Here is a 12,574-nt window from a genome sequence, read left to right on the forward strand (position 1 = left end):
TAAACACTTAACTCCAGAGGGTAAAAGCATGAAAAGACTTGTTGTTTCGATGCTGGCCGGCGCGATGTCGCTTGCCGCGTTCCAGGCGATGGCCGCAGACAAGGTGACGCTGCAGCTGAAATGGGTCACGCAGGCCCAGTTCGCCGGCTACTACGTCGCCAAGGACAAGGGTTTTTATGAGGCCGAGGGCCTCGACGTCGAGATCAAGCCGGGCGGCCCCGATATCGCGCCCGAGCAGGTGATTGCCGGTGGCGGCGCCGACGTCATCGTCGACTGGATGGGCGGCGCGCTGGCCGCACGCGAAAAGGGCGTGCCGCTGGTCAATATCGCCCAGCCGTTCAAGAAGGCCGGCATGCAGCTGGTCTGCCCGAAGGACGGCCCGGTCAAAACCGAAGCCGACTTCAAGGGCCATACGCTCGGCGTCTGGTTCTTCGGCAACGAGTATCCGTTCTACGCCTGGATGAACAAGCTCGGCCTGAAGACCGACGGTGGCCCGGATGGCGTCACCGTGCTGAAGCAGAGTTTCGACGTGCAGCCGCTGATCCAGAAGCAGGCGGATTGTATTTCGGTCATGACCTACAACGAATACTGGCAGCTCATCGATGCCGGCTACAAGCCGGAAGAGCTGATCGTGTTCAACTACTCGGCCATGGGCAACGACCTGCTTGAGGACGGTCTCTATGCCTTGGAGGACAAGCTCAAGGATCCGGCCTTCGAGGACAAGATGGTGCGTTTCGTGCGCGCCTCGATGAAGGGCTGGAAATACGCCGTCGACAATTCCGACGAGGCGGCCGGCATCGTCATGGACAATGGCGGCCAAGACGAGAACCACCAGAAGCGCATGATGGGCGAAGTCGCCAAGCTGATCGACAATGCCGACGGCAAGCTCGACCCGGCGACCTACGCGCGCACCGCCAAGGCGCTGCTCGACCAGAAGATCATCACCAAGGAGCCAACCGGCGCCTACACGACCGCCATCACCGACAAGGCCATCAAGTAAAGGGCCATCAACCGGGGCCTCTGGGGTCCGCAATTCGAAAAAAGGGGACGGGCGACCGCCCCTTTTTTGGCATGTAAAATAGCCGTTCCGGTGGAAACATCCGCTCGCCACAACCGTTGTTCCAGTGCATCCTGCTTCAGCGGATGTCATCGCCACAACGGAGAATTCCATGCGCATGCAATCCTTCTCGCCGATGCTTTCGGCGCTCGCCGTTTCGGCTTCCTTCCTGTGCGGTTCACCGGCCTTGGCCGACATGATGAAGATGAAGGCGACGCTCGATGGCGCTCAGCAGAATCCAGCCGTCACCACGGAGGGCAAAGGCGAGGCCACTCTCGGCTTCAACACCGACACGAAACAGCTCACCTGGAACGTGATGTATTCAGGTCTCAGTGGACCGGCGACGGCCGGACATATTCACGGTCCGGCAGCAAAAGGTGAAAATGCCGACGTCGTCGTCCCGTTCAAGGGCGCTCCGAAAAGCCCGTTCAAGGGGGGGCGATCCTGACCGACGCGCAGGCTGCCGACCTGATGGCCGGCAAATACTACATCAACATCCATACGGCGGCCCACAAGGACGGCGAGATCCGCGGGCAGATCGAGAAGGCGGCGACGATGTAGCGCAACGTCGGCCCGGCGGAGCGCTGCACTAGCCTGTCGAAGTTTGCGGCACAGCGCCGCGAAGAAATTCGGCCTATGCCTCTGCCGCTCAGGTCCTGTCCCGTATCTGGGTCATCGTCCGGGTCGGCGTGATCGCCTCGGGGTCGAGCCTGATCTCGACGATCGACGGCTTGCCGCTGGCACGGGCGCGTTCGAAGGCCGGCGCGAAATCGGCCGTCTTGTCGACGGTTTCGCCATGGCCGCCATAGGCGCGGGCTAAAGCGGCAAAGTCGGGATTCTTCAGGTCGGTGGCGACGACGCGGCCCGGATATTCGCGTTCCTGATGCATGCGGATGGTGCCGTAGATGCCATTGTTGACGACGACGACGATGATCGGCAGATCGTACTGCACGGCGGTGGCGAATTCCTGGCCGTTCATCAGGAAGCAGCCGTCGCCGGCAAAGGCGATCACGTCGCGCTCGGGAAACAGTTCCTTGGCAGCGACGGCTGCCGGCGTGCCGTAGCCCATCGAGCCGGAGGTGGGTGCCGCCTGCGTGGCAAAGCGCCGGGAACGGTGGAAGCGGTGCACCCAGGTGGCGTAGTTGCCGGCGCCGTTGGTGAGGATCGCGTCGTCGGGCAGCATTTTTTCGAGATAGTTCATGATCGGCCCCATCTGGACGGCGCCGGGACCGCTTTCGGGCGGTGTCGACCAGTCGAGATAGGCGGCGTGCAGCTTCGGTGTTTCATCAGCCCATGCCGGCGTGGCGGCCGGCTTGCGCCCGGCAAAGGCTTCGACGAAGGCGGACGGCGAGGCGTTGATCGCCAGCGTCGGCCGATAGACACGGCCGAGCTCGCCGGCGTCGGCATGGACATGGACCAGCGTCTGGTCGGGATAGGGGCTTTTGAGCAGCGTGTAGTCGGAGGACGGCATCTCGCCCATGCGGCCGCCGATCAGCAGCACGAGGTCGGCCTGCTTGATGGCGGTCGCCAGCTTCGGGTTGATGCCGATGCCGACATCGCCGGCATAGTTGGGGTGGAGATGATCGAACAGCATCTGGCGGCGGAAGGAGCAGCCGACCGGCAGTGACCAGGCTTCGGCGATCGTCCGCATCCGCGCGACGGCCGCCGCATCCCAGCGCGTGCCGCCGAGGATGACGAAGGGGCGTTTTGCCTTGCCGAGAAGCTTTTCAAGAGCATCGAGCTCGGCCTCGCCCGGCCGCGTTTCGACCGGCGTATGGGGCAGGGCTGCTGGCGCCTCGGCCAAGCTGGTCAGCATGTCTTCCGGCAGCGAGATGACGACCGGGCCGGGACGGCCGGATGTCGCCACCGCGAAGGCGCGGGTGACGAATTCGGGAATGCGCGCGGCGTCGTCGATCTCGACCACCCATTTGGCGATGTCGCCGAAGAACCTGACGTAGTCGACCTCTTGAAAAGCCTCGCGCTGCTTGGCGTGGCTGGCGACCTGGCCGATGAACAGGATGACGGGCACCGAATCCTGCATGGCGATGTGAATGCCGGCCGAGGCGTTGGTGGCGCCGGGGCCGCGGGTGACGAAGCAGATGCCTGGCTTGCCGGTCAGGCGGCCATGGCAGTCGGCCATCATCGCAGCACCGCCCTCCTGGCGGCAGACGATGGTGCGGATCGGCGAGTCGTGCAGCGCGTCGAGCACCGCAAGGTAGGATTCGCCGGGCACGCAATAGATACGGTCCGTTCCGTTGGCTACGAGCGCATCGACAATCAGTTGTCCGCCGGTCTTCATTTTCCTGACCTCTCCAGTTCGGCAAGGATTTCTTCGGTGTGTTCGCCGAGACGCGGCGAGGGCCGTTCATAGAACAGCGGCGTGCCCGACATGACCATCGGCGCGCGCACCGAGGGCAACAGATTGCCATGGCCGTCGTCGAGGTCGAGCCGCATGCCGCGCGCGATGGTCTGCGGGTCGGCGAACATCTCGCCGATCGTGTTGATCGGGCTGGCAGGCACGCCTGCCGCCTCCAGCCTGGCCAGCAGCGGATCGCGATCGAAGGTCTTTAGCGCCTCGATTATATGCTCGCGCAGCGTCGTCCGGTTGGCGACCCGGGCGGGATTGGTGGCGAAATCGGGGTTCGATGGCAGGTTGTACAACCCGACAGCCGCGCAGAACTTGGCGAACTGGCCGTCATTGCCGATGGCCAGGATGATGTGGCCGTCCTTGACCGTCACCACTTCGTAGGGCGCGATGTTCATATGCGCGTTGCCCATCTGCACCGGCGATTTTCCCGAGACCAGATAGTTGAGGTTCTGGTTGCCGAGCGCCGAGATCTGGCTGTCGTAGAGCGCCATGTCGATATGCTGGCCCTCGCCGGTCTTCTCGGCATGGCGAAGTGCGGCCTGGATGGCGATCACCGAATAGAGGCCGGTGAAAATGTCCGAAATGGCGACACCGGCCTTTTGCGGCTCGCGGCCAGCCTCGCCGGTGATCGACATCATGCCGGCCATGCCCTGGATGATGAAGTCATAGCCGGCGCGTGGCGCATAGGGCCCGTCCTGGCCGAAGCCGGTGATCGAGCAATAGATCAACCGAGGGTTGATTTTGCGCAAGCTGTCATGGTCGAGGCCGTATTTCTTCAGCCCGCCGAGCTTGAAGTTTTCGATCAGCACGTCCGATGTCGCAGCCAGCCGGCGCACTGTCTCGGCGCCTTCGGGCGTCGAGAAATCGATGGCTATGGAGCGCTTGCCGCGATTGCAGGAATGGTAGTAGGCGGCCGAGAGGTTTTCGCCGTCATGGCTCATGACGAAGGGCGGACCCCATTTGCGGGTATCGTCGCCGCCATCAGGGCTCTCGACCTTGATCACGTCGGCGCCGAGATCGGCAAGCAATTGCCCCGCCCACGGCCCGGCCAGGATGCGGGCGAGTTCGATTACGCGGATGCCTTTCAGCGGAGGCTCGGTCATGGATCACCGTGATTGATCAAAAGCGCAGGCTCTGGTTTTCTTTTTATGCATGTCGTTATCCAAAACCGCTGCGCACTTTTGGGCAACATGCACTATCAATCCCGCGTGCCGAAGTCACGGTTCTTGCAATGGTCCAACCGGACCGTGCCAATCTCGATCAGGCTTGTTTCAGCACGCTGTCGGCCCATGCGGCGAAATCGTCCATGATGATATTTCGATTCACCTCGTTCAGGCTTTCGTGGCGGGTCTCGGCGTAAACCTTTGAAACGAGATTCGAAAAGCCCATCCTGTGCAGGCGCCCAGCGAGATGGCTGACCGCCTTGCCACCGTCGGTAGCAGGATCCTTTTCGCCGCCGACTAGGCAGATCGGCAGGGTCTTGCGGATGCCGGAAAAATTAGCGTCGTCGGCGCCGTCGAAGACAAAGCCGAACAGGTCGCGCCACATCGACACCGACGCATCCCAGCCGCACAGCGGATCGGCGATGTATTTGTCGACTTCCGCCGCGTCGCGCGACAGCCAGTCGAACGGCGTGCGGTGACCGGGGACGGCCTTGCCCCAGGCCTGGAAGGTCAGTCTCGGCAGCATGCGCGACGGCATGTCGGAGCCGAGCCGGAATTTTTCCCAGGCCAGGATGACTTGCGCTGCACGGCTGGCGAGCCCGGCGGAAAAATTGGCGTTCCAGATGGCGGCGGCGTGCAGCCGGTTGGAATGGTGAAGCATGAAATTCAGCGCGACGAGGCCGCCCATGGAATGGCCGAAGACGATGACCGGCAGGCCGGGATGGTCGCCGGCGATCAGATCATGCACGGCGGCGACATCGGCGATGACCTTGGCGCCGCCATCCACATTAGCGAATCTGCCGAGCGGAGCGTCTGGCGCCTTGGTTGCGCCATGGCCGCGATGGTCATGGGCATAGACGTGGAAGCCGCACTCGCCCAGAAAGGTAGCGAAGCGGACATAGCGCGCGGCCTGTTCGGCCAGTCCGTGATTGATCTGGACGACCGCACGCGGGCGGCCCTCGGCGCGTTTCACGTAAAGGTTGAGCTCGGCGCCGGTCGGCGATCGCAGCACGCGCTGCTGGCTGAATGACATTGTCGCTTCGTCTCCGACGCGTCTTTTACGCCTGCGAACGTTTGTGTGCGCCGACGCCGGTTTTGCGTCAATCCGTCGGCGGTGTTTCGCAGCGCTGTTCTTGCGTCGCAACGCGGGTATCGCAATTCTGACATGGAGAACTTGCTACCGAGAGAGGGCGGCAGTCTGTTGCCCAGCATTATTCAACCGGAGAGTACCCATGCGTACGCTGACAGGTCTTGTTTTTGGATCGGCGCTTGCCGCCGCGTCGCTGACGGGTGCTGCGCGGGCCGAGGTCAAGATGAGCGGCTCTTTCGTCGCCGACGCCACCTGTCCAGCCACCCAGGCCATCAGGAGCGGCAGGAACCCCGGCAATATCGCGACCGATGCGGGACAGAGCTACGAGCTGCTGGCTGGCAACAAGGATGCTCCCACCCACTATCTGATCCGCGTGCCCGGGGCCGATCCGGAGCGCCGCTGGGTGAAGGTCAATTGCGGCCATGTTTCGGGCGGCAGCGCGTCCACGGAACCGGCAGCACCTGTGCCGGCCGACCGGGAGAAGCCTGCTGAGCCGGCTTCGCGAAAGCCCGAATATGTCCTCGCGCTGAGCTGGCAGCCGGCGTTTTGCGAGACCAGGCCCGGCAAGACCGAATGCAGGGCGCAGACCGCGGCCGGTTTTGAGGCGACGCATTTCACCTTGCACGGGCTGTGGCCGCAGCCGAACGGAAATTTCTATTGCCAAGTGGCAGCGGCCGACAAGGCGAACGACAATCCGGCGCACTGGCAGGACCTGCCGACGGTCAAGCTCGAGCCGAACACCCGGTCGGAGCTCGATCAGGTCATGCCAGGCACCGCATCCGCTCTCGACAGGCATGAGTGGATCAAGCATGGCACCTGTTACGGCAAGAGCCAGCAGGCGTATTTTTCCGATGCGCTGAACTTGACGCGCGCGGTGAATGCGTCATCGGTGCGTGATCTTTTCACGCAGAAAATTGGCCGGGATCTGACCTCCGACCAGATCCGCGCCGCCTTCGACGGTGCCTTTGGTCCCGGTGCCGGCGATCGGGTTCGCGTCTTCTGCGTGAACGATCCTTCGAGCGGCAGGCGGCTGATCGGCGAACTGACGCTCGGCCTGACCGGCCCAATCGGTCCGAACTCTTCGCTCAGTGAGCTGCTGCTGGCCTCAGTGCCGACGAACAATGCCGGCTGTCCGAACGGCATCGTCGATCCGATCGAGTTCCAGTGACACGCCGAGCCCGTCTTGGCCCGAAGGCCGATCCGAAATGCCAAAACAGTTTGCCGTTCGGCGCGGCATCGCCTACATAGCGCGCAACTTCCATTCAATCCGACATTCCAGTCGACTTTTCAGGGAAAGCGCGCGTGGCACGCCAGTTCATCTATCACATGGCCGGCCTCAACAAGGCCTACGGCACCAAGAAGGTGCTCGAGAATATCCACCTCTCCTTCTACCCGGACGCCAAGATCGGCATCCTCGGGCCGAACGGCGCCGGCAAGTCGACCATCCTCAAGATCATGGCCGGCATCGACAAGGAGTGGAGCGGCGAGGCGTGGCTGGCCGAAGGCGCCACCGTCGGTTACCTGGCGCAGGAGCCGGCGCTCGATGCGAGCAAGACCGTGTTCGAGAACGTCATGGAAGGCGTCGCCGCCAAGACCGCGATCATCGAACGCTACAACGAATTGATGATGAACTATTCCGACGAGACGGCCGACGAGTCGGCCAAGCTCCAGGACGAGATGGACCGGCTCAACCTGTGGGATCTCGAACAGCAGGTCGAGATGGCGATGGAAGCGCTGGGCTGCCCGCCCAAGGAAGCCGACGTCACCAAGCTGTCGGGCGGCGAGCGCCGCCGCGTGGCACTGTGCCAACTGCTGCTGCGTCAGCCCGACCTTCTGCTGCTCGACGAGCCGACCAACCATCTCGACGCCGAGACGACGGCGTGGCTGGAAAAGCATCTGCGCGCCTACCCGGGCGCGGTGATGATCATCACCCACGATCGCTACTTCCTCGACAATGTCACCGGCTGGATCCTCGAGCTCGACCGCGGCCGCGGCATTCCCTATGAGGGCAACTACACCAAATATCTCGAAGCCAAGGCCAAGCGGCTCAAGCAGGAGGGCCGCGAGGACGATGCGCGCCAGCGGGCGATCGGCCGCGAGCGCGAGTGGATCCAGTCCAGCCCGAAGGCACGGCAGACCAAGTCGAAAGCGCGCATCCAGGCGTTCCAGGATCTGCTGGATGCGGCCGACAAGCGGCGTCCGAGCGACACCCAGATCGTCATTCCGCATGGCGAGCGGCTCGGCAATGTGGTGATCGAGGTCGAGGACCTGTCGAAGGGCTTTGGCGACACGCTGCTGATCGACGACCTCGAATTCAAGTTGCCGCCCGGCGGCATCGTCGGCGTCATCGGCCCGAACGGCGCCGGCAAGACGACGCTGTTCCGCATGATCACCGGCCAGGAAAAGCCGGATGCCGGCACGATCCGCGTCGGCGAGACGGTCAAGCTCGGTTACGTCGACCAGAGCCGCGATGCGCTCGACCCGACCAAGACCGTCTGGGAAGAAATCTCGGGCGGCGCCGAAGTGGTCAAGCTCGGCAAGTTCGAGGCCAACACCCGCGCCTATTGCGCGTCGTTCAATTTCCGCGGCGGCGATCAGCAGCAGAAGGTCGGCAATCTGTCCGGCGGCCAGCGCAACCGTGTCCACCTGGCCAAGATGCTGAAGACCGGCGGCAATGTGCTGCTGCTCGACGAACCGACCAACGATCTCGATACCGAAACGCTGGCGGCGCTCGAAGACGCGCTGGAAAACTTCGCCGGCTGCGCCGTCATCATCTCGCACGACCGCATGTTCCTCGACCGGCTGGCGACGCACATCCTTGCGTTCGAAGGCGACAGCCATGTCGAGTGGTTCGAGGGCAATTTCGAGGATTACGAGCAGGACAAGATCCGCCGGCTCGGCCCCGATGCCGTCAACCCGCACCGCATGACGTACAAGAGGTTGACGCGATAGGGGTTTTTAGGGCGGCGAATTCTCAAATGATCTGAGGAGCTGAAATGGCAGACTGGTCCGCCGCCCAATATCTCAAATTCGAGGACGAGCGCACGCGTCCGGCGCGCGATCTCGTCGCGCAGGTGCCGGTGGCGGCGCCACGCCGGGTGGTCGATATCGGCTGCGGGCCGGGCAACTCGACCGAATTGCTGGTTGAGCGCTGGCCGGGCGCGCAGGTCAGCGGTTTGGACACCTCGGCTGACATGATCGAGAAAGCGAGGGCGCGTCTGCCGGATGTGGCCTTCGAACTGGCGGATGCGGCAGCGTGGCAGCCCGAAGTGCCGGTCGACGTGATCTTCGCCAATGCGGTGTTCCAGTGGCTGCCCGAGCATCCGGCGATCTTCCAGCGGCTGATGGGATTTTTGGCGCCCGGCGGCGCGCTTGCCGTGCAGATGCCCGACAATATGGGCGAGCCCTCGCACCGGCTGATGCGCGAGACGGCGGCCGAAATGCCGTTTGCCGAAAAGCTCGAGTGTGCTGCGCGCGGGCCGCTGCCGCTAGTGTCGTTCTACTACGATCTTTTGTCGCCGTTCTCCGACCGGCTCGACATCTGGCACACCGCCTACAATCATCCGCTGGCCGATGCCGGGGCAATCGTCGAGTGGCTGAAGTCGACGGGGCTGAAGCCGTTCCTCGATCCGCTCGACGAGAACGAGCGACGGTTTTTTCTCACGCGCTACACCGCTGGGATAACCGAAGCCTATCCGAAGACGGCGAACGGCAAGGTGCTGCTGCGTTTCCCGCGCCTTTTCATCGTCGCGCGGCGCGCTGCCTAGAAACGATTGGCGACACCGAGACGCACTGCCTGGCTGCGCTTGATTCGCCACAACGCGTATTTCAGCCACGCAAGGTTGTGGTCTTGTGCCTCAGGCCCTTGATTTAAGCCGGCTTAAACTAGCTTGATGCGAATAATGTTGCGCCGAACTCTCGCGGCGCCCACATCAAGCCGCAGCGCCTGCGCATGGGGACGAACTGAAAATGCATCGCGTCATCATCAGCGGCATCGGCGTTGAAATCCCCGAGCCTTCGATCACCAATGAGGAATTGGTCGACAGCTTCAATGCCTGGGTCGAGATGGAGAATGTCCGCCGCCAGGCTTCGGGCGAGACGCTGCTGCAGAAGTCGGACAGCGCCTTCATCGTCCATGCTTCGGGCGTGCAGACGCGCCATGTGATCGAGCGGGAAGGCATTCTCGACCCGACCCGCATGGCGCCGCGCATTCCGGCGCGGCCGGACGACGCACTGTCGCTGGAAGCCGAGTTCGGCATCGCATCGGCCAGGAAAGCGCTCGACCATGCCGGCCTGGAGCCACCTGATATCGACCTGGTGATCTGCTCGGCCTCGCATCACCAGCGGCCCTATCCGGCGATCGCCATCGAGATGCAGCAGGCGATGGGCACGAGGGGCGCCGGCTTCGACATGGGCCTTGGCTGTTCGTCGGCGGCGGCGGCGTTGCATATCGCGGTCAATCTGGTGCGGGCGGGCGCACACAGGCGCGTGCTGGTGACGACGCCCGAAATCATCACCGGCCATCTCAACTTCCGCGACCGGCAGACGCATTTCATCTTCGGCGATGCTTCGGTCTCGATGGTCGTCGAGGGGCTTGCCCTGGGCGACAAGCGGCCGGGACGTTTCGAGGTGCTCGACACCCGGACCTGGACGCAGATGTCCAACAACATCCGCACCAATCTCGGCTATTACACGCGCACCGCCCAGGACGATCCGTATATGATCAACCTGGAAGGCAACCTGATCAATCAGGTCGGCAACAAGGTGTTCAAGGAAGTCACCGTCGCCGGGCACAAATTCATCGTCGAGTTCCTGGCCGAGCATGGGCTGACGCCGCAAGCGATCCGGCGCTTCTGGCTGCATCAGGCCAATGCACGTATGAACGCCATGATCCTGAAGCTGTCGTTCGGCCACGAGGTCGACCATGACCGCGCGCCGATGGTGCTGGAGCGCCTCGGCAACACCGCCGGCGCCGGTGCCGTCGTCGCCTTGTCGGAAAACCACGCCGACATGAACGCCGGCGACTATGGCCTGCTCTGCGCCTTCGGCGCCGGCTATTCGATCGGCGGGGCGCTGTTGCGCATGCTCTGATTGGCGCGAACGGCACCGGCATTGGAAGGCGCCGGTGTAATCGCATCAGCCTGCTTGACTGGAGCATCAGTGCTTTAGGCTGGACCTGATGAACTCACTGCGGCTAATTGCTTGGCATCACGCACGGAGCGAAGCCTATGCTGGACCTCTTCCCCGAGACGGTAAACCCGGTCGAAATCATCCCGGCGCGGAAACTTGTCGCGCGGGTGGCCGCGCTTTACGTCGCGCCATCGGATCATTTCGAGACACGCGCGGTGGATGAATTGCGGCTTGGCTTCGACGGCATCGACGGCGATTTCCACGCCGGCGCGACGCGGCGCTCCGGCGGGCGCGAGCCCTGGTATCCACGCGGCACCGAGATGCGCAACGAGCGGCAGCTGTCGATCGTGGCCGCGGACGAGCTGGCGATCGTGGCAGGGCGGATGGCCATCGCCGAGATCAAGCCGGAGTGGATCGGCGCCAATCTGTTGATCGAAGGCCTGCCGCATCTCTCGATGCTGCCGTCCGGCACGCTGCTGTTCTTCAAAGGCGGCGTCACCGTCAAGGTCGATGCGCAGAACGGACCTTGCCGCATCGCCGGGCGATCGGTTGCGGAAAATGCCGGAATGGCCGACCGTGAAGCCGGCGCGCTGTTGTTCCCGAAAGCGGCAAAACGGTTGCGCGGCCTTGTCGCCTGGGTGGAAAAACCAGGACGCATCACGGCCGGCGAGGAGATTTCGGTGCGTGTGCCCGAGCAGTGGATTTACCGGGCCTGAGGCCAGGGATGGTCAGGAATAGTGCACCGGGCTGCACTAGGTCGGATCTCGGTGCTTTTGCCAATAGATCGCCATGAGGCGCCTGGTAATCGCACCGACCTTGCGGTCCGCGACCGGAACACCGTCGATCACCGTTACCGGCATGATGCCGCCGGCGGTCGAGGTGATGAAGACCTCATCGGACTGACGCAGCGCAGCGACGCTGACATCGGCCGCGGCAACGGCAAGCCCTGCCTCCGTGCAGAGATCGAAGACGGTGCGGCGGGTGATGCCTGGCAGCACGCCGACAGCCGGCGTCGATAGTTTGCCGTCGTCCACGCAAAAGACGTTGAAGCCGGGGCCTTCCGCGACATTGCCGTTGAAATCGAGGAGCAGTGCGGTCTCGGCGCCGCGGTCATAGGCGTTGTAGAGGCCTCGCACCAGGTCGAGCCAGTGGTAGTTCTTGATTGTCGGGTCGATCGAGGCTGGTGGGATGCGCACCTTGTCGCTGATCGCCACATGCAGGCCGCGCTGCAATTGCTCGGCATTGGCGACCGAGCCGAAGGGAACGGCGAACGCCATGAAGCGGTTGATCGCGTCGCGCGGGTCGCGGCTGAAGGTCGGCGAGGCGCCGCGCGTGCACAGCATCTCGACATAAGCGTCGCGATGACCCGACAGCGCCACGCAATTGTGGAGGATTTCGGCGACTCCATCGCGGTCGAACGGGATCGTCATGCGCAGCTTTTCCAGCCCGCCGAAGAAGCGATCGAGATGCAGGTCGAGGCGGAAGAAACGACCGTCCCAGACATGCACCGTGTCGTAGGTGGCGTCGGAATGCAGGAAGCCCCAATCCAGCACCGAGATCTTGGCTTGCGACATCGGCAGATACTGCCCGTCCAGGAAGGCAACACCATCGGGGTAGGAGTGCGGGTCTATATGATGGGCGGAGAGCGAGGGCAGTGGTTTGGCGTGCGGATCGATCAAGTTGCTCATCACGTCCTCCGTCAGGTCGTCTTCGTCGAACGCGATAGAGCGCTGCGGCGGTTGGCACAAGACACAGGCCGGGGTTGC

General features: G+C 63.3%; 10 protein-coding genes and 1 pseudogene. 7 read left to right on the forward strand and 4 right to left on the reverse strand.

Annotation, left to right across the window (positions count from 1 at the left end; all coding sequences use genetic code 11):
- Positions 1-28: 28 nt before the first annotated feature.
- Together AC0L2C_RS12230 and AC0L2C_RS12235 are read left to right on the forward strand one after the other, a co-directional pair.
- Entirely contained in the window at positions 29-1,000 is a 972-nt protein-coding gene (locus AC0L2C_RS12230) for an ABC transporter substrate-binding protein (protein ID WP_023798699.1), read from the forward strand.
- A 169-nt stretch (positions 1,001-1,169) separates the two neighbouring features.
- A pseudogene (locus AC0L2C_RS12235) lies at positions 1,170-1,618 on the forward strand (CHRD domain-containing protein).
- 88 nt (positions 1,619-1,706) lie between these two features.
- On the opposite strand, the gene AC0L2C_RS12240 reads toward AC0L2C_RS12235, so the two are convergent.
- The 3 genes from AC0L2C_RS12240 to AC0L2C_RS12250 form a co-directional block, all read right to left on the reverse strand.
- Complete coding sequence (locus AC0L2C_RS12240) at positions 1,707-3,356, reverse strand: thiamine pyrophosphate-binding protein (protein ID WP_128167205.1); 1,650 nt, start codon at positions 3,354-3,356, stop codon at positions 1,707-1,709.
- Positions 3,353-4,528, reverse strand: coding sequence for a CaiB/BaiF CoA transferase family protein (locus AC0L2C_RS12245; protein ID WP_473523454.1), 1,176 nt, complete (start codon positions 4,526-4,528; stop codon positions 3,353-3,355). Before AC0L2C_RS12245 ends, AC0L2C_RS12240 begins: the two co-directional genes overlap by 4 nt.
- Positions 4,529-4,685: 157 nt before the next feature.
- Complete coding sequence (locus AC0L2C_RS12250; protein ID WP_473523455.1) at positions 4,686-5,621, reverse strand: alpha/beta fold hydrolase; 936 nt, start codon at positions 5,619-5,621, stop codon at positions 4,686-4,688.
- A gap of 199 nt (positions 5,622-5,820) precedes the next feature.
- Here AC0L2C_RS12250 and AC0L2C_RS12255 point away from each other — a divergent pair, with 199 nt between their 5' ends.
- From AC0L2C_RS12255 to AC0L2C_RS12275, 5 genes are all read left to right on the forward strand, one after another.
- Positions 5,821-6,846 carry a ribonuclease T2 family protein gene (locus AC0L2C_RS12255; protein WP_473523456.1) on the forward strand — a complete coding sequence of 342 codons (1,026 nt, stop codon included), beginning with the start codon at positions 5,821-5,823 and terminating at the stop codon, positions 6,844-6,846.
- Positions 6,847-6,980: 134 nt separating this feature from the next.
- The gene (ettA, locus tag AC0L2C_RS12260; protein ID WP_027153822.1) at positions 6,981-8,630 is read left to right on the forward strand and encodes an energy-dependent translational throttle protein EttA; all 1,650 of its coding nucleotides are present in this window, start codon (positions 6,981-6,983) and stop codon (positions 8,628-8,630) included.
- A 44-nt stretch (positions 8,631-8,674) separates the two neighbouring features.
- A complete protein-coding gene (gene tam / locus AC0L2C_RS12265) occupies positions 8,675-9,445 on the forward strand; it encodes a trans-aconitate 2-methyltransferase (RefSeq protein WP_473523457.1) in 771 nt (256 codons plus the stop codon).
- Between the two features lie 202 nt (positions 9,446-9,647).
- Positions 9,648-10,769 carry a beta-ketoacyl-ACP synthase III gene (locus AC0L2C_RS12270; RefSeq protein ID WP_473523458.1) on the forward strand — a complete coding sequence of 374 codons (1,122 nt, stop codon included), beginning with the start codon at positions 9,648-9,650 and terminating at the stop codon, positions 10,767-10,769.
- A 137-nt stretch (positions 10,770-10,906) separates the two neighbouring features.
- The gene (locus AC0L2C_RS12275) at positions 10,907-11,524 is read left to right on the forward strand and encodes an MOSC domain-containing protein (RefSeq protein ID WP_091594098.1); all 618 of its coding nucleotides are present in this window, start codon (positions 10,907-10,909) and stop codon (positions 11,522-11,524) included.
- 36 nt (positions 11,525-11,560) lie between these two features.
- Here the strand turns inward: AC0L2C_RS12275 and AC0L2C_RS12280 are convergent, their stop codons facing one another.
- A complete protein-coding gene (locus AC0L2C_RS12280; protein WP_287237217.1) occupies positions 11,561-12,496 on the reverse strand; it encodes an aminotransferase class IV in 936 nt (311 codons plus the stop codon).
- Positions 12,497-12,574 lie beyond the last annotated feature (78 nt).

This window comes from Mesorhizobium sp. WSM4845 (assembly GCF_055811455.1).

Bases quoted from the DNA above. Each gene is read 5' to 3' on its own strand.
- AC0L2C_RS12270 (WP_473523458.1), top strand. From the start codon at position 9,648: ATGCATCGCGTCATCATCAGCGGCATCGGCGTTGAAATCCCCGAGCCT.
- AC0L2C_RS12250 (WP_473523455.1), bottom strand. From the start codon at position 5,621: ATGTCATTCAGCCAGCAGCGCGTGCTGCGATCGCCGACCGGCGCCGAG.
- tam (WP_473523457.1), top strand. From the start codon at position 8,675: ATGGCAGACTGGTCCGCCGCCCAATATCTCAAATTCGAGGACGAGCGC.
- AC0L2C_RS12245 (WP_473523454.1), bottom strand. From the start codon at position 4,528: ATGACCGAGCCTCCGCTGAAAGGCATCCGCGTAATCGAACTCGCCCGC.
- AC0L2C_RS12255 (WP_473523456.1), top strand. From the start codon at position 5,821: ATGCGTACGCTGACAGGTCTTGTTTTTGGATCGGCGCTTGCCGCCGCG.
- AC0L2C_RS12240 (WP_128167205.1), bottom strand. From the start codon at position 3,356: ATGAAGACCGGCGGACAACTGATTGTCGATGCGCTCGTAGCCAACGGA.
- AC0L2C_RS12275 (WP_091594098.1), top strand. From the start codon at position 10,907: ATGCTGGACCTCTTCCCCGAGACGGTAAACCCGGTCGAAATCATCCCG.
- AC0L2C_RS12230 (WP_023798699.1), top strand. From the start codon at position 29: ATGAAAAGACTTGTTGTTTCGATGCTGGCCGGCGCGATGTCGCTTGCC.
- AC0L2C_RS12280 (WP_287237217.1), bottom strand. From the start codon at position 12,496: ATGAGCAACTTGATCGATCCGCACGCCAAACCACTGCCCTCGCTCTCC.